Origin of the sequence: Actinomadura napierensis (assembly GCF_039529375.1) — a bacterium.
Taxonomy (GTDB): domain Bacteria; phylum Actinomycetota; class Actinomycetes; order Streptosporangiales; family Streptosporangiaceae; genus Spirillospora; species Spirillospora napierensis.
Window position 1 is genome coordinate 36,313 of record NZ_BAAAMR010000040.1, and the last position, 16,085, is coordinate 52,397.

Sequence of the window (16,085 nt, forward strand, 5' to 3'; positions counted from 1 at the left end):
CCCGCAAGACCGAGCGCCCGGGCCCGGATCACCCGGAGACGACGCGGCTACGCTGGCGGCGATGGCCGCCGTTCCTCCCGAGAACATGCTCGCCCGCGTCCTCGCGCACGACCATGACGCGGACGCCACCAGCGCGCGCATCCTGGACGCCGCGCTGGCGCAGTTCGCCGAGTTCGGGTTGCGCCGCACCTCCATGGAGGACGTCGCGCGCCGCGCCGGCGTCGCGCGCATCACCGTCTACCGCCACTTCGCCGCCAAGAACGCGCTGGTCGAGGCGGTGCTGCTGCGGGAGGTGCGGCGCTTCCTGGAGGTGTTCACCGCCGCCGTGGACGGCCTGCCGGACGTCGCCGACCGGGTCGCGGAGGGGTTCGTGGTGACGCTGCGGCACGCCCGGGGGCACGGGCTGTTCCAGCGGCTGATGGCGACCGAGCCGGACGCGCTGCTGCCGTTCCTGACCGTCGACAGCGGCCCGTTCCTGGCGGCGGCGCGGACGTTCCTGGCCGGGGTGCTGCGCGGCGCGGACGGCGTCGCCCCGGACGTCGCCGAGGACGCCGACGTCACCGCCGAGACGCTGATCCGCATCGTGCTGTCGTTCGTGCTCGCGCCGGACGGCCGCGTCCCGCTGGACGACGACGAGCGCGCCCGGAGCTACGCCCGCCGCCACCTCGCCCCGATGATCACGAGGCGGCCGCCCGCGGGGCCCTGACGCGGATCGCCCGCGTCCCCGGGGCGACGGGGACGCGGGCGATGTCGGACGGGACGCGACCTAGGCCGAGCGGGCCGGCCTCACGAGGCCAGCACCGCCTGCAGGAAGTCCCGGGTGCGCTGCTCGGACGGCTCGCCGAAGATCTGCTCCGGCGGGCCCTCCTCGACGATCTGGCCCTGGTCGAACATCAGCACCCGGTTGGAGATGTCCTTGGCGAAGCCCATCTCGTGCGTGACGCACAGCATCGTCAGATCGCTCTCGCGGGCGATGTCGCGCAGCAGGTCCTGCACGCCGACGACCAGCTCGGGGTCGAGCGCGGAGGTCACCTCGTCCAGCAGCAGCACCTTCGGCTGCATGGCGAGGGCCCGCGCGATCGCGACCCGCTGCTGCTGCCCGCCGGACAGCTGCGAGGGGTGCGCGTTCTCCTTGTCGGAGAGCCCGACCAGGTCCAGCAGGCCGCGGGCGCGCTCGACCGCCTCGTCCTTGGACGCCCCCAGCACGCGCACCGGCCCCTCGGTGAGGTTGCGCAGCACGTTCATGTTGGGGAACAGGTTGAACTGCTGGAACACCATGCCGACCTGCTTGCGCATCTCGTGCAGGTGCTTCTGGTTCGCCGGGACGCGGCGGCCGCCCTTGTCCATGTGCCAGAGCGTGTCGTCGCCGATCCAGATCAGCCCGTCGTCGAGCTTCTCCAGCGTCATCAGCAGCCGCAGGATCGTGGTCTTGCCCGACCCGCTCGGCCCGATCAGCGTCACCCGCTCACCGGGCTCCACGGCGAAGTCCAGCTCGCGCAGCACGACGTTGGAGCCGAACCGCTTGACGACCTTCTCGAAGCGGATGCCGGGCGCGTCGCCGTGCGGCAGCGCGGCCGCCGCGCCGTCGCCGTCCTTCTTCCGGGCCCCCTCCTTCTCGGTGGAAACGCCTTTGGACTCCTCGGGCGTCGGGGCTTCCGGTGCGGTGTCAGTTGGTGGCATAACGCCTCTCCAGGCGGCGGACGAGAATCGAGGATATGACGCTGACGATGATGAACAGCAGACCCACCAGCGTGATCGGCTCCAGGAACCGCAGGCTCCGCGAGCCCACCTGGTACGCCGACAGCAGCAGCTCGGTCACGTTGATCGCCAGCAGCAGCGGCGAGTCCTTGAACATCGCGATCAGGTAGTTGCCCAGCGTCGGGATCACCCGGCGGATCGCCTGCGGGAGGATCACGTCCAGCCACACCCGCGAGCGCGGCAGGTTCAGCGCGGTGCACGCCTCCCACTGCCCGCGCGGGATGTCGGAGATCCCCGCCCGGTACACCTCGGCGGTGTAGGTCGAGTAGTGCAGCCCGAGGGTGATGATCCCCGCGGTGAGCGACCCGATGGTCAAGCCCCACGACGGCAGCACGTAGTAGACGAAGTACAGCTGCGGGATCAGCGGCGTCGAGCGGATGAACTCGGTGACCCACCGCACCGTCTGGCTGATGACGACGTTCGGGGTGCGGCGCAGCATCGCCCACACCAGGCCGAGGACCACCGCGATCACATAGCCGGCCAGCGTCGCGGTGACGGTGTAGCGCAGCCCGTCCAGCAGGTCGGGGATGATGTCGCCGGTGTAGTTCCAGTCCCAGTCCATCAGCCGGCCACCCCCGCCCCGGGGGCGCCCGCCGCGACCGTCCCGAGCTTGGGCTCACGGGAGGGACGGCGCCCGAGCATCCGGTCCACCCGCCGTTCGGCGTAGCGGACGAACAGCTGCAGGACCTGCGCGATCACGAAGTACAGCACCAGCGCGACCGTGAAGGACCAGATGGTCTGCCCGGTGCTGCCCTGCACGTTCTTGGACACGTGCGTGATGTCGACGAGGCCGACGAGCGAGACGATGGCGGTGCCCTTCATCAGCTCGATGAGCAGGTTGCCGAACGGCGGCAGCATCAGCGCGAACGCCTGCGGCAGCAGGACCCGCCGCATCCGCTGGAACGGAGTGAAGTTCAGCGCGACCGTCGCCTCGAACTGCGCCTTCGGCACGGCGTTGACCGAGCCGCGCACCACCTCGGCGCCGTACGCGCCGACGTTCATGCCGAGCGCGAGCACGGCCGCGAACAGCGTGGTGAAGCGGAGGCCGACGAGCGGCAGCGCGTAGAAGAACCAGTAGAGCAGGACCAGCGTGGCGGTGCCGCGGAAGAACTCCACGTACACCCGGTTCAGCACGCGCACCCAGGGGCTGCGCGCGGTGCCCGCCAGGCCGAAGACGAGGGCGAGCACCAGCGCGACCGCGCCGCCGAAGACGGTGAGCCGGAAGGTCAGCCACGCGCCCTCCAGCCACTGGTGATAGCTGTCGAGGACCTGTGACACCGATCAGCCCTGGCAGAACTTGGCGGCGGTGTCGGCCGGGGTCGGCATCTCCGCCTGGGTGAACCCGAACGGCTGCAGGATCGGCAGCAGCTGGTTGCCCTTCTCCAGAGCGGCGAGCTGGGTGTTCCAGCCGTTCAGCAGGTCCGTGTCGGCCTTGCGGAACACGAACGCGCCGGCGCCGAGCTGCTCCTTGCCGCCGATGACGGGCGTGAACGCGTCCGTCACCTCGTACTTGCCGTCCTGGTGCTTGGACAGCAGGTCGGCCAGCGAGATGCGGGTCAGCCAGATGCAGTCGATGCGCCCGGACTTCAGGCCCTCGTAGGCGCTCGCCTGGTCGGCGAACGTCTTGATCTTGCCCTTGCCGACGCCGCTCTTCTCGGCGTAGCCCTGCTCGACGGCGCCGGTCAGCACGCCGACCGTCACGCCCGCCTTGGCCGGGTCGTTCTGGTTCTTCAGGTTCTTCGGGTTGCCCTTCGGCACCATGAACGCGCTCTTGGCGACGTACTCGGGGTTGGCGAACGCCGCGGACGCGCACCGCTCGGGGGTGATGAACATGCCGGCGGCGATCGCGTCGAACCGCTTGGCGTTGAGCCCGCCGATCAGGCCGCCGAAGTCGACCTGGACGCCCTCGACCTTGTCGATGCCGAGCTTCTTGAAGATGGCGCGGGCCAGCTCCGGCGCCTCACCGGTGAGCTTGCCGTCCTTGTCGGTGTAGCCGTAGGGGGCCTCGTTCGCGAACCCGACGGTGATCTTGCCGGCCTTCTTGGCCTTGTCGAGGGTGCCGCCGCCGGAGGCCTCCTTGTCCGGATCCGTCGTGGAGCAGCCCGCCGCGGCCAGCGGGACCGCGGCGGACAGCAGAACGGCGGTGCGGAGGAAGTCTCGTCTCGAGGAAGTCATCGTTGAACTCCTGCAGGATGGGGGTGGCCCGCGCCCGCGGGGGGCCGTGGAGCCCCCCGCGGGCGCGGGACCTGTCGTTGGGGATATCCAGTTGGGAGCGGGAAATGTGACGCGCGGTCAGTCGCGGATGGGGGTGAAGTCGCGCGCCCCGATGAACGGCGGGCGCGGGGCCGGAGCCGAGAACGGCTCGACGCAGGTGTTCTCCACGCTGTTGAACACGATGAACACGTTGGAGCGGGGGAACGGGGTGATGTTCCCGTTCGAGCCGTGCATGCAGTTGCAGTCGAACATGGTGGCCGAGCCCGCGGGCCCGGTGAACAGCTCGATCCCGTGCTTGTCGGCCAGGATGGACAGGCTGTTCGGGTCGGGGGTGCCGACCTCCTGCCCGCGCAGCGACTCCTTGTAGTGGTCGGCCGGGGTCTCCCCGACACAGGCCACGAACGTCTTGTGCGAGCCAGGCATGATCATTAGCCCGCCATTGTGCACGAAATTCTCCGTCAGCGCGATGGAAATGCTCACCGCGCGCATCCTCGGCATGCCGTCCTCGGCGTGCCAGGTCTCGAAGTCGGAGTGCCAGTAGAAGTCCTTGCCGGTGAAGCCCGGCTTGTAGTTGACCCGGCTCTGGTGCACGTACACGTCGGAGCCGAGCAGCTGCCGGGCCCGGCCGACCACCCGCGGGTCGCGGACGAGCTGCCCGAACACCTCGCTGATCCTGTGCACCTCGAAGATGGACCGGACCTCGTCCGAGCCGCGCTCGGTGACCGTGCGCTCGTCGGCCAGGATCTGCGGGTCGGAGGCCATCCGGCGCAGCTCGGCACGGTAGTCCTCGACCTCCTCCGGCGCGAGCAGCTGCTCGACGGACAGGAAGCCGTCGCGGTCGAAGGAGTCGAGGGTGGCGGCGTCGACGGGTCCGTCGCCGGGGCCGCCGTACACGACCGGGTCCTGCCGGTACAGCAGTGCCGCCTCGGCGGACTTGCGGGTGGGGTAGGCGTCGTCGATCGACGGATGGGACTCGATGATGCTCATGCGTCCTCCTCGGTGAGCAGCGGATAGACCCCGTTCTCGTCATGGACCTCCCGGCCGGTGCACGGCGGGTTGAAAACGCACACGGTCTTCACGTCCGTGTGGGCGCGCAGGGTGTGGTGCTCGTGGCCGTTGAGCAGGTACATCACGCCGGGCTTGATCTCGTGCTTCTCGCCCGTCTCCTCGTTGGTGAGCTCGCCCTCGCCCTCGATGCAGTAGACGGCCTCGATGTGGTGGGCGTACCACATCCTGGTCTCGGTCCCCGCGTACAGGATCGTCTCGTGAAGCGAGAACCCCACGCCCTCCTTGGCCAGCACGAAACGGCGGCTGCACCAGGTCGGCGCCTGCACGTCGCGATCGGTGCCGATGATCTCGTCAAGGGAGCGAACGATCATGAATTCCTCTTTTCCGGTGTGTTACTGGGCGGCGGTGCGCCCGGCCGCGGCCGGGGTCAGACCGACACCGCCGTGCGGACGGCCTCGAGGGAGTCCGCGATGATCTCCAGGCCGCGGGCCAGCTCGGCCTCGGTGGTGGTGAGCGGCGGCAGCAGCTTCACCACCTCGCCCTCGGGCCCGGAGGTCTCCATCAGCAGCCCGCGCGCGAACGCCTCGGCGCACACCTTCGGCGCGGCCTCCGCGTCCTTCATCACCAGGCCCCACGCCAGGCCGCGGCCGCGGACGGAGTCGACCGCGCCGGCGTGCGCGAGCGCGATCTCCTCCAGCGCCGTCTGGACCTGCTGGCCCTTCTTCAGGGTCTGCTTCTCCATGCCCTCGCCGGTCCAGTAGTCCTCCAGCGCGGCGACGGCGGTGACGAACGCGGGGTTGAACCCGCGGAAGGTGCCGTTGTGCTCGCCCGGCTCCCACACGTCCAGCTCGCGCTTCATCAGCGTGACCGCGAACGGCAGCCCGTAGCCGCTGAGGGACTTGGACAGGCAGACGATGTCGGGGGTGATCCCGGCTTCCTCGAAGCTGAAGAACGGGCCGGTGCGGCCGCAGCCCATCTGCACGTCGTCGACGATGAGCAGGATGTCGTGCCGGTGGCACAGCTCCTGCAGGCCGCGCAGCCACTCGGCGGTGGCGACGTTGATGCCGCCCTCGCCCTGCACCGTCTCCACGATCACGGCGGCGGGCTTGTCCAGGCCGCTGCCGCTGTCGTCCAGCATCGTGTCGAACAGCAGGAAGTCGGGGGTGCGGCCGTCGAGGTAGTTGTCGTAGGGCATCGCGACGCCGTGCCCGAGCGGCACGCCGGCGCCGGTGCGCTTCATCGAGTTGCCGGTGACCGCGAGCGCGCCCAGCGTCATTCCGTGGAAGGCGTTGGTGAAGCTGACGACGGTCTCCCGGCCGGTGTACTTGCGCGCCAGTTTCAGCGCCGCCTCGACGGAGTTGTTGCCCGCCGGCCCGGGGAACTGGACCTTGTAGTCGAGCCCGCGCGGCTCCAGCACGTACTCGTTGAATCGTTCCAGGAAGTCCCGCTTGGCCGTGGTGTACATGTCGAGGCTGTGCACAATGGCGTCGCCGGCGAGGTAGTCCATCAGCCGGCGTTTCAGCTGCGGGTTGTTGTGCCCGTAGTTGAGGGTTCCCGCGCCGGCGAAGAAATCGAGGTAGGTGCGGCCGTCCTCATCGGTGATGTGGGCGCCCTGGGCGGTGGTGAACACCGCGGGCCAGCTCCGGCAGTAGCCGCGGACTTCCGATTCCATGCGGGCGAAAACGTCCATGATCTGCCTCCGGCAGGTTGGGGGTGGGAGCGGTTCGGGGCGGTGTCAGAGATCGTGATGCGGTGTCAGAGATGTCGCGGAGAGCCGGTGTCGCGGTTCGGAGCCGGCCGGGGTACGGCCGGCGCCGCCGGACGCGTGCGGTTCGGGGGCGGTCTCGGGGACGGCCGGCGGCGGCTCCGCCGGCCACCGGGTCAGATCTCGCCGCCGAACGGTCCGATCCGGAACAGCACCTCGGGCTCGTGCTCGCCGCCCGGGAAGTGCTCGGCTTCGAACAGCGGCTCGCGGGTCAGTTCGCAGCCGCGGGCCCGGGCGAACGAGGCGAACATCGCCGCCGAGGCGGTGTTGTCCGGGGTCACGGTCGCCTCCAGGTAGCGGTGGCCGCGGGCCGCCAGCCGGTCGCCGAGGCGGTCCAGCATCCGGCGGGCCAGGCCCCGGCCGCGGTGCGCGTCGTCGACGGCCACCTGCCACACGAAGAACGTGTCGGGGCGGGACGGGCGGACGTAGCCGGTGACGAAGCCGCAGGCGCGGCCGGCGTCGCGGGCCACGACGGAGGTGTCGGCGAAGTCGCGGCACCAGAGCGCGTAGCTGTACGGGGAATTGACGTCCAGGACCTTGGAGTCGCGGGCGATCCGCCACAGTTCGGGGCCGTCGGTGAGGCTCGGCTCCTGGAGTTGCACGTCCTCGGTCGTCTCGTCCGGATCGGGGCGTCGGGTCGGTGTTTCCAGGGGTTGCGCTGCCATGTCCAGGCAACTTAGCGAATCTCGCCGGGTGATCGTTCCGTAATGTTATCGTCGGGATGTTTAGCCCGGCGAGCATCGGGTATGGCAATACGCTTGCCAAAACCGGGGGGTTTTCGGTCGGCCGTTCCGCGGGCCGAGGTACGCCATTCCTCGCGATACGCAGGAGGTACTGGCGACTGCGCGGGCGGCGGCGCCGCGCGCCTTCCTGAACGCCACCTTAATGATCCGCGCCCGCGTGCAGAGAGTTTTTGTGTATCGGTTGTGTGAGGTAAGTCACTCGGATTCGGTGACAACGGGAGGGCTGCGGTCGGCGTCACCCCGCATCGCGGGAGGTCGAGCCTTCGCGCGCCGCCGTGGGGCGGATGGGGGCCAAGGCGCGGGCACGGGCCCCTGAGAGCCCCCGGTTCCTCACCATCAAGGGGGCTCTACCCTTGCCGCCCGGTAAGACAGGGTTAGCGGTCAGGTAAGGATTGGGGCGGTTCGGTGTTCACTTTCCGGCGGGCCGGGCCCCGCGCGGACGCGGAATCCCGACCCCCTTTACGGACAGGCGGCGGACGAGATGAGGCGCGTCCGTAATCCTGCTCAGCCGGACTGGGCGAAGTGGTCGGTCGCCTCGATGAGCCGGTGCAGGATCCCCGGCTCGGTGTAGGCGTGGCCCGCGTCGTCCACGATGTGGAACTCCGCCTCCGGCCACGCGCGGTGCAGGTCCCACGCCGTCGCGGCGGGCGTGCACACGTCGTAGCGGCCCTGCACGATCACGGCGGGGATGTGGCGGATCTTGTCCACGTCACCGATCAGCTGCTCGTCCTCGAAGAACCCCTCGTTCATGAAGTAGTGGTTCTCGATGCGGGCGAACGCGACCGCGTAGTCGGGGTCGCCGAACCCCGCCGCCAGCTCCGGGTCCGGCCGCAGCGTCAGCGTCGAGCCCTCCCAGGTCGCCCACGCCTTCGCCGCCGCGACCCGCACGTCCCGGTCGGGGGAGTTGAGGCGCTCGTGGAAGGCGGAGATGAGGTCCTCGCGCTCGTCCTCGGGGATCGGCTCGACGTACCTCTCCCACAGATCGGGGAACAGCAGCGACGCGCCCTCCTGGTAGAACCAGTACAGCTCGAACGGCCGCAGCGTGAAGATGCCGCGCAGCACGAGCCCGGTCACCCGCTCGGGATGCTTCTGCGCGTACGCCAGCGACAGCGCGCTGCCCCAGCTGCCGCCGAACACCAGCCACCGCTCGATGCCGAGATGCTCGCGCAGCCGCTCCATGTCGGCCACCAGATGCCACGTGGTGTTCGCCTCCAGCGACACCTCCGGGTCCTTGGCGTGCGGCAGGCTCCGGCCGCAGTTGCGCTGGTCGAACAGCACGATGCGGTACCGCTGCGGGTCGAACTGCCGGCGGTGCGCCGGGCTGCACCCGCCGCCCGGCCCGCCGTGCAGCATCACCGCCGGCCTGCCGTCGGGGTTCCCGCAGACCTCCCAGTGGATCCGGTTGCCGTCGCCGACGTCGAGCAGCCCGGAGTCGTAGGGCTCGATCGGCGGATACAGGGTGCGAAGCTCCATGGTGCGGAATCATCCCACCGGGCGACCGGCTCCGCGCTTTGCCGCGCGGCGCGGTGTGACCCGTGGCACCGTGGTGGGGGCGGCAGAGGCCCCGCACCGGCCGTGACCAGGCCCGCGGCCCCTGCCGGCACCGCGAAGGGAGCACGAAACTAAACCCCAAACTGGGCAAACGCTCCGCTGGTCGGCACTAGAGTGCCTTCAGTGAGCGGAGCGACGAGCCCTCGGGCGAGGAGTGACGCGAGCGCCATGTCCATGACAGCCCCCGCGGACACGGCCCCCGAGACGGGGCCGTCGGCGAGGAGACGTGTGAGCGAAGTGACGAGCCGTCAGGTGAGGAACGCAGCGAGCCGAGCGGGCGTCCCGGCGCCCCCGGCTGTCTCCGCGCCACGAGGCGAGGAGACCAGTGAGTGAGCTGAACGGATCGGGTGGTTCGCGCGGAGTCCCGGACGCGGGTTCTCCTTGGCCCGCGATGGGACGTGACCCGGGCCGCGGGTCCGACGTCCCCGTGCCTGCCGCCCAGCAGCCGATCCAGATGTCCAAGCCCGAGCAGGCCGGCCACGGCGCGGACGCCGGCCGTCCCGAGGTCGAGCAGCCCGAGGCCCAGCCCTGGGACATCGTCGAGCGGCTGCGCCAGATGGCCGACCTCATCGGCGACGCGCTCGCCGCCGGCGAGCGCAAGGTCACCGAGGCGCAGACCGAGACCGCCTCCCAGGTGGCGGCCATCCAGGCGGAGAAGGAGTCGGCGCAGCGCGACGCCGCGGCCGCATGGGGCGAGGTGCAGCGCGCCCGCGGGCAGGCCGAGCAGGCCGACCGCCGCGCGGTCGACGCCGAGCGCCGCGTCACCGAGGCCCAGAACGAGACCGCCTCCCAGGTGGCGGCCATCCAGGCGGAGAAGGAGTCGGCGCAGCGCGACGCCGCGGCCGCATGGGGCGAGGTGCAGCGCGCCCGCGGCCAGGCCGAGCAGGCCGACCGCCGCGCCGTGGACGCCGAGCGCAAGGCGGCCGAGGCCGAGCGGCGCGCCGGCGAGGTGCAGAACGAGGCCGTCACCCAGATCGCCGCCCTGCAGAACGAGAAGGAGGCCGCGCAGCGCGACGCCGCGGCCGCCTGGAACCAGGCGCAGCAGGGCCGCGCCCAGGCCGACCAGGCGCGCGGGCAGGCCGAGCAGGCCCGCGTGCAGGCCGACCAGGCGCGGGCGCAGGCCGAGCAGGCCCGCGCCCAGATGGAGCAGGCGCAGGCCCAGGCCGAGCAGGCCGAGCGCCGCGTCGCCGAGGCCGAGGCGACCGTCCGGCAGGCCATCCAGCAGCGCGACGCGATGAGCGAGGCCCGCGACGACGCGCTGCGCGCCGTCGAGGACGCCGTCGGCGGCCGCCGCTCCGCCGAGGCCGAGCGCGACCGGGTGTCCGAGCAGGCCGGCGAGCTGTCGCGGGCGCTGGAGGCCGCGCACAGCGAGCTGTCGGCGGTGCGCGCCAAGCTCACCGACGCCGAGATGACCGCGCAGAACCTGCAGCACGCCGTCGTCGCCGCCGGCAAGGAGGCCGACGAGACCCGCCGCCGCGCCCAGGAGTCCGAGCGCCGCGCGCAGGAGAACGAGCGCCGCGCCCAGGACTCGGAGCGCCGCGCGCAGGACGCCGAGCGCCGCGCCCAGGAGGCCCTCGGCCGCGCCGAGGGCGCCGAGGCCGAGCGCCAGCAGGCCCTCGACACCGCCGCGCAGTCGCTGGAGGCCGCCAAGAAGGCCGAACGCGAACGCGACGCCAGCTCCAAGGCGCGCGAGGCCGCCGACCGCACCCGGGAGGCCGCGGTGCAGTCGCAGGCCCGCGCCGAGTCGGAGCTGACGCTGGCCCGGGGCCGCGCCGACCAGGCCGGCCGGGAACGCGACAAGGCGGTCGCCGGGATGCGGCAGATGGCCGCCGAGCGCGACGCGGTCGCCGAGAAGCTCGCCGAGCGCGACCAGTGGGTCGACCAGCTCGCCCAGGCGGTCACCGAGCAGCGCGCGCAGATCGCCGAGCTGTCCCAGGAGCGCGACGCCGCCCGGCAGGCCGCCGACCAGGCCCGATCCCTGATCGACGAGCTGACCCGCCAGCTGCGCACCATCATGCCCACGGCGGCGACGCCGCGGATCTGACCCGTCCCCCGGCCCGCGGGCCGGGGGACGCCGGCCGCCCTCCCCACACCCTCTGACCAGCGGGGGCGGGGCACGGGGCTGGACGGTGTACCCGGACGCGCCTGTTATCCTGGTGGCCCGTGGACAGTGCGGTACCGAGCCCTTCGGTGAACGCCGCCTCGCAACGACCACGGGAGCGCCTTCTTGCCTTCGGCAGCCACTGGTAGATCACGTCCTACCAAGCACCTCTTCGTCACCGGCGGTGTCGCCTCCAGCCTCGGCAAGGGACTGACGGCGTCCAGCCTGGGCCGGCTTCTCACCCTCCGCGGGCTGCGGGTCACCATGCAGAAGCTCGACCCCTACCTCAACGTCGACCCCGGCACCATGAACCCGTTCCAGCACGGTGAGGTGTTCGTCACCGACGACGGCGCCGAGACCGACCTGGACATCGGCCACTACGAGCGGTTCCTGGACACCGAGCTGCACGGGTCCGCGAACGTCACCACCGGCCAGGTGTACTCCAACGTGATCGCCAAGGAGCGGCGCGGGGAGTACCTCGGCGACACCGTGCAGGTGATCCCGCACATCACCAACGAGATCAAGGACCGCATCCGCGGGATGGCGGACGACACCGACGTCGACATCGTCATCACCGAGGTCGGCGGGACCGTCGGCGACATCGAGTCGCTGCCGTTCCTGGAGTCGGTGCGGCAGATCCGGCACGAGATCGGCCGCGACAACTGCTTCTTCCTGCACGTGTCGCTGCTGCCCTACATCGGCCCGTCCGGGGAGCTGAAGACCAAGCCGACGCAGCACTCGGTCGCCGCGCTGCGCTCCATCGGCATCCAGCCCGACGCGATCGTGTGCCGCTCGGACCGGCCGATCACCGACGGCCTCAAGCACAAGATCAGCCTGATGTGCGACGTGGACCGCGAGGCCGTGGTGTCCGCGGTGGACGCCGCGTCCATCTACGACATCCCGAAGGTGCTGCACGCCGAGGGCCTGGACGCCTACGTGGTGCGCCGGCTCGGGCTGCCGTTCCGGGACGTGGACTGGGGCGCCTGGGACCGGCTGCTGCGCCGCGTCCACCGGCCCGCCCGCGAGGTCACGATCGCGCTGGTCGGCAAGTACATCGACCTGCCGGACGCCTACCTGTCGGTCACCGAGGCGCTGCGGCACGGCGGGTTCGGCAACGACGCCAAGGTGCACATCCGCTGGGTGAAGAGCGACGACTGCGAGACCCCGGAGGGCGCCCGGCGGGAGCTGGACGGCGTGGACGGCGTGCTGATCCCCGGCGGGTTCGGCGTCCGCGGCATCGAGGGCAAGCTCGGCGCGGTCCGGCACGCGCGGGAGAACCGCGTCCCGCTGCTGGGCATCTGCCTCGGCCTGCAGTGCATGGTGATCGAGGCGGCGCGGACGCTCGGCGGGCTCGCCGGCGCCGGCAGCGCCGAGTTCGACGCCACCACCGCCCACCCGGTGGTCGCCACCATGGCCGACCAGCTCGACGTCGTCGCCGGCGAGCGCGACATGGGCGGCACGATGCGGCTCGGCCTCTACCCCGCGGACCTCGCCGAGGGGTCGGTGGTCAGGGAGCTGTACGGGGAGGCGAAGGTCGCCGAGCGGCACCGGCACCGCTACGAGGTCAACAACGCCTACCGCGGCCGGCTGGAGGATGCGGGGCTGCGGTTCTCCGGGCTGTCGCCGGACGGCCGTCTCGTCGAGTACGTCGAGCTGCCCCGCGAGAACCACCCGTTCTTCGTCGGCACGCAGGCGCACCCGGAGTTCCGGTCCCGGCCGACCCGGCCGCACCCGCTGTTCACCGGCCTGGTCGCCGCGGCGATCGACTACGCCGGCACCCGCGCGGCGGACGCGGCGGACGCCTCGTGAGCGCCGGCCCGCAGTCCGGCTCGGAGCTCGATCCGGGCCGGCCCGGTCCCGAGCTAGGCCCGGACGACGTCCGCGACCGGCCGGAGCGCTGGAACGTCGTCGAGGAGTCGACCGCGTTCGAGGGGCACGTCTTCAACGTCCGCCGCGACCGGGTGGAGATGCCGAGCGGGCCCGGCGGCGGCACCGAGGTCGTCGGCCGCGACGTCATCGAGCACCTCGGCTCGGTCGGCGTCCTCGCCCTCGACGACCGCGACCGCGTGCTGCTGCTGCGCCAGTACCGGCACCCCGTCGAGCGGCTGCTGTGGGAGACGCCCGCCGGGCTGCGCGACGTCGAGGGCGAGCCGCTGCACGAGCTCGCCGCGCGGGAGCTGCTGGAGGAGGCCGGGTACCGCGCCGCGCGCTGGGACACCCTCGCCGACGTGTTCCCCTCGTCCGGGATGTCGAACGAGCGCAGCCGGATCTTCCTCGCCCGCGACCTGACGCGGGTGCCCGCCGAGGAGATCGACTTCGAGCGGGTGCACGAGGAGGCCGACATGCCGGTCGTCTGGGTGCCGCTGGACGAGGCCGTCCGCAAGGTCCTCGCCGGCGACGTGCACAACATGATCGCCTGCGTGGGGATCCTCGCGGTGCACGCGGCGCGCGCCGGCGGCTACCGCGACCTGCGTCCCGTGGACGCCCCCGAGGGCTGACGCCGCGACCGCCGCGCCCGGACACGGGAACGCCCCGCCGCCCGGTACTCCGGGACGGCGGGGCGTTCCCGTGTCCGGGCCGGGGTGGGCCCGTGCCGCGTGCCGGGCCCGCCGGGACGGTGCCGGCGCGACATGCGACACGGCCGCGCCGATGACGCCTGCGCGGCGCGGCGGGAGGGGGCATGATGGGCACGTCTCGTCCCGCCTCGAGCCCGCCCCGACCGAGCCGACCAAGCCCGCAGAGACCGTCTGAAGAGGTGCCGCAACTGTCCCCGAGCACGACCCGCCGGCCCGCCGCGCGGCCCCCCGCCCCGGACGCCGCCGCTCAGGACGCCGCCACCCAGGACCCGGGCCAGGATGCAACCTTCGACCCGGGCGCCGGCTCCGCGCTCGGGGCGGCGGTGAGCACCTACCTGGGCCACCTGGCCGTCGAACGCGGACTGGCCGCCAACACCCTGTCGTCCTACCGCCGCGACCTGCGCCGCTACGTCCGGGTCCAGGACGGACGGGGCCGCACCTCCATCGCCGACATCACCGAGGACGACGTCCGCGCGTACCTGATGGGGCTGCGCGAGGGCGACGAGGAGCACCCGCCGCTGTCGGCGGGATCGGCCGCGCGCGCCCTCGTCGCCGTCCGCGGCCTGCACCGGTTCGCGCTGCGCGAGGGCCTGGCGTCCGGCGACCCCGCGCACGACGTCAAGCCGCCGACCCCGCCGCGCCGGCTGCCCAAGGCCATCACGCTGGAGGAGGTGGAGCGGCTGCTCGCGGCCGCCGCCGGACCGTCCGGCGACGACGCCGGCACCGCCCGCGGGCTGCGCGACCGCGCGCTGCTGGAGCTGCTGTACGGGTCGGGCGCGCGGATCTCCGAGGCCGTCGGCCTGGACGTCGACGACCTCGACCTCGCCGAGGGGTTCGCGCGCGTCGCCGGCAAGGGGGGCAAGGCCCGGGTCGTCCCGATCGGCGACTACGCGGCGCGGGCCGTCGACGCCTACCTCGTCCGGGCCCGCCCCGAGCTCGCCGGCGCCGGACGCGGCGGCCCGGCGCTGTTCCTGAACGCCCGCGGCGGGCGGCTGTCGCGCCAGGGCGCCTGGATGGTGCTGCGCGCCGCCGCCGACCGGGCCCGGCTGACGAAGGTGTCGCCGCACACGCTGCGGCACTCGTTCGCCACCCACCTGCTGGACGGCGGCGCCGACGTCCGCGTCGTCCAGGAATTGCTCGGACACGCCTCCGTGACGACCACGCAGGTCTACACTCTGGTGACGGTCCAGCTGCTGCGCGAGGTCTACGCCACCTCGCACCCGCGCGCCCGGAGCTGAGCGTCCGCGCCCGTCCCGCGCACACGGGGACGCAGGGCCGCGGCGCGGCGACAAATCCCGACACTCGGCGCGCGTCGGCTTGAGACGTGGGGGACGGGGGCCTAGAGTCCCCGTTCTGGACGGCATTTCCCGGCCGCCGGGGAGGGATCTGGTGACTAGCAGGAACGGCGGGCATGGAGTTCTCTCCTCCGCCACCATAGAGACCGATCCGAGGCGGGCCCTCGGCCCGACTCAGCGACCCGTGCCCGTCTTTCCGGAGCCGGAACCGCTGGCCGAACACGGGCCGGCCCGCATCGTCGCCGTCTGCAACCAGAAGGGCGGCGTCGGCAAGACCACCACGACGATCAACCTGGGCGCCGCGCTCGCCGAGTACGGCCGCCGGGTGCTGCTCGTCGACTTCGACCCGCAGGGCGCCCTGTCGGTCGGCCTCGGCAAGGGCGACCCGCGCCAGCTCGACATGACGATCCACAACCTGCTGCTCGAACGCGACACCGAGTGGGAGGACATCGTCCTGGAGACCGGCGTCGACGGCATGGACCTGCTGCCGAGCAACATCGACCTGTCCGGCGCCGAGGTCCAGCTCGTCCACGAGGTCGGCCGCGAGTACATCCTGCAGGGCGCGCTGAAGTCGGCCGTCCCGCACTACGACTACATCCTGATCGACTGCCAGCCGTCGCTCGGCCTGCTCACCGTGAACGCGCTGGCCGCCAGCGAGGGCGTGCTGATCCCGCTGGAGTGCGAGTACTTCGCGATGCGCGGCGTCGCGCTGCTGATGGAGACCATCGAGAAGGTGCAGGGCCGGATCAACCCGGGCCTCGCCATCGACGGCGTGCTCGGCACCATGTACGACTCGCGGACCCTGCACACCCGCGAGGTCCTCGGCCGGATCGTCGAGGCCTTCGGCGACAAGGTGTTCCACACGGTCATCAACCGCACGGTACGGTTTCCTGACGCGACCGTCGCCGGGGAGCCGATCACGTACTTCGACCCGAACTCGATGGGCGCCAACGCATACCGGGGTCTGGCGCGGGAGGTGCTCGGAAGGTGGGCTCACGTCGGGTAAGGCTGCCCGGTGTCGATGAGATCTTCCGGCCCACCGCGCCGCCGCCCGGCCCCGCCCCGTCCGGGAGC

At 72.0% G+C, this 16,085-nt stretch carries 15 protein-coding genes; 6 read left to right on the forward strand and 9 right to left on the reverse strand.

The window, feature by feature from the left end; all coding sequences use genetic code 11:
• Positions 1-61: 61 nt before the first annotated feature.
• Positions 62-706: a TetR/AcrR family transcriptional regulator gene (locus ABD296_RS22555; protein ID WP_344270321.1), complete on the forward strand. Its 645-nt coding sequence runs from the start codon at positions 62-64 to the stop codon at positions 704-706.
• 80 nt (positions 707-786) lie between these two features.
• Here the strand turns inward: ABD296_RS22555 and ehuA are convergent, their stop codons facing one another.
• From ehuA to pip, 9 genes are all read right to left on the reverse strand, one after another.
• A complete protein-coding gene (ehuA, locus tag ABD296_RS22560) occupies positions 787-1,680 on the reverse strand; it encodes an ectoine/hydroxyectoine ABC transporter ATP-binding protein EhuA (protein ID WP_344270324.1) in 894 nt (297 codons plus the stop codon).
• The gene (ehuD, locus tag ABD296_RS22565) at positions 1,667-2,320 is read right to left on the reverse strand and encodes an ectoine/hydroxyectoine ABC transporter permease subunit EhuD (RefSeq protein WP_344270327.1); all 654 of its coding nucleotides are present in this window, start codon (positions 2,318-2,320) and stop codon (positions 1,667-1,669) included. The genes ehuA and ehuD overlap by 14 nt, the downstream gene beginning before the upstream one ends.
• Entirely contained in the window at positions 2,320-3,036 is a 717-nt protein-coding gene (gene ehuC, locus ABD296_RS22570) for an ectoine/hydroxyectoine ABC transporter permease subunit EhuC (RefSeq protein WP_344270330.1), read from the reverse strand. The genes ehuD and ehuC overlap by 1 nt, the downstream gene beginning before the upstream one ends.
• Before the next feature lie 3 nt (positions 3,037-3,039).
• Positions 3,040-3,933 (reverse strand): ectoine/hydroxyectoine ABC transporter substrate-binding protein EhuB, encoded by an 894-nt coding sequence (ehuB, locus tag ABD296_RS22575; RefSeq protein WP_344270333.1) that lies wholly within the window; start codon positions 3,931-3,933, stop codon positions 3,040-3,042.
• Between the two features lie 117 nt (positions 3,934-4,050).
• The gene (gene thpD, locus ABD296_RS22580; RefSeq protein WP_344270336.1) at positions 4,051-4,959 is read right to left on the reverse strand and encodes an ectoine hydroxylase; all 909 of its coding nucleotides are present in this window, start codon (positions 4,957-4,959) and stop codon (positions 4,051-4,053) included.
• Positions 4,956-5,351 carry an ectoine synthase gene (locus ABD296_RS22585; RefSeq protein WP_344270339.1) on the reverse strand — a complete coding sequence of 132 codons (396 nt, stop codon included), beginning with the start codon at positions 5,349-5,351 and terminating at the stop codon, positions 4,956-4,958. The genes thpD and ABD296_RS22585 overlap by 4 nt, the downstream gene beginning before the upstream one ends.
• 56 nt (positions 5,352-5,407) lie before the next feature.
• Complete coding sequence (gene ectB / locus ABD296_RS22590) at positions 5,408-6,670, reverse strand: diaminobutyrate--2-oxoglutarate transaminase (protein WP_344270341.1); 1,263 nt, start codon at positions 6,668-6,670, stop codon at positions 5,408-5,410.
• Positions 6,671-6,861: 191 nt separating this feature from the next.
• Positions 6,862-7,410 (reverse strand): diaminobutyrate acetyltransferase, encoded by a 549-nt coding sequence (gene ectA / locus ABD296_RS22595; protein WP_344270344.1) that lies wholly within the window; start codon positions 7,408-7,410, stop codon positions 6,862-6,864.
• A gap of 582 nt (positions 7,411-7,992) precedes the next feature.
• The gene (gene pip, locus ABD296_RS22600) at positions 7,993-8,961 is read right to left on the reverse strand and encodes a prolyl aminopeptidase (RefSeq protein ID WP_344270347.1); all 969 of its coding nucleotides are present in this window, start codon (positions 8,959-8,961) and stop codon (positions 7,993-7,995) included.
• 505 nt (positions 8,962-9,466) lie between these two features.
• Between pip and ABD296_RS22605 the strand changes: the two genes are divergently transcribed.
• The 5 genes from ABD296_RS22605 to ABD296_RS22625 all read left to right on the forward strand — a co-directional run bounded on the left by ABD296_RS22605 (position 9,467) and on the right by ABD296_RS22625 (position 16,017).
• Positions 9,467-11,083, forward strand: coding sequence for a hypothetical protein (locus ABD296_RS22605; protein ID WP_344270350.1), 1,617 nt, complete (start codon positions 9,467-9,469; stop codon positions 11,081-11,083).
• A gap of 183 nt (positions 11,084-11,266) precedes the next feature.
• On the forward strand, positions 11,267-12,949 hold the full coding sequence (locus ABD296_RS22610) for a CTP synthase (protein ID WP_344270352.1): 1,683 nt from the start codon (positions 11,267-11,269) through the stop codon (positions 12,947-12,949).
• On the forward strand, positions 12,946-13,638 hold the full coding sequence (locus tag ABD296_RS22615; protein WP_344270355.1) for an NUDIX hydrolase: 693 nt from the start codon (positions 12,946-12,948) through the stop codon (positions 13,636-13,638). Before ABD296_RS22610 ends, ABD296_RS22615 begins: the two co-directional genes overlap by 4 nt.
• A 401-nt stretch (positions 13,639-14,039) precedes the next feature.
• Positions 14,040-14,954, forward strand: a complete 915-nt coding sequence (xerD, locus tag ABD296_RS22620; RefSeq protein WP_344270424.1) for a site-specific tyrosine recombinase XerD — start codon at positions 14,040-14,042, stop codon at positions 14,952-14,954.
• A 196-nt stretch (positions 14,955-15,150) separates the two neighbouring features.
• Entirely contained in the window at positions 15,151-16,017 is an 867-nt protein-coding gene (locus tag ABD296_RS22625) for a ParA family protein (protein WP_344270427.1), read from the forward strand.
• Positions 16,018-16,085 lie beyond the last annotated feature (68 nt).

Bases quoted from the DNA above. Each gene is read 5' to 3' on its own strand.
- ABD296_RS22555 (WP_344270321.1), top strand. From the start codon at position 62: ATGGCCGCCGTTCCTCCCGAGAACATGCTCGCCCGCGTCCTCGCGCAC.
- ehuA (WP_344270324.1), bottom strand. From the start codon at position 1,680: ATGCCACCAACTGACACCGCACCGGAAGCCCCGACGCCCGAGGAGTCC.
- ehuD (WP_344270327.1), bottom strand. From the start codon at position 2,320: ATGGACTGGGACTGGAACTACACCGGCGACATCATCCCCGACCTGCTG.
- ehuB (WP_344270333.1), bottom strand. From the start codon at position 3,933: ATGACTTCCTCGAGACGAGACTTCCTCCGCACCGCCGTTCTGCTGTCC.
- thpD (WP_344270336.1), bottom strand. From the start codon at position 4,959: ATGAGCATCATCGAGTCCCATCCGTCGATCGACGACGCCTACCCCACC.
- ABD296_RS22585 (WP_344270339.1), bottom strand. From the start codon at position 5,351: ATGATCGTTCGCTCCCTTGACGAGATCATCGGCACCGATCGCGACGTG.
- ectB (WP_344270341.1), bottom strand. From the start codon at position 6,670: ATGGACGTTTTCGCCCGCATGGAATCGGAAGTCCGCGGCTACTGCCGG.
- ectA (WP_344270344.1), bottom strand. From the start codon at position 7,410: ATGGCAGCGCAACCCCTGGAAACACCGACCCGACGCCCCGATCCGGAC.
- pip (WP_344270347.1), bottom strand. From the start codon at position 8,961: ATGGAGCTTCGCACCCTGTATCCGCCGATCGAGCCCTACGACTCCGGG.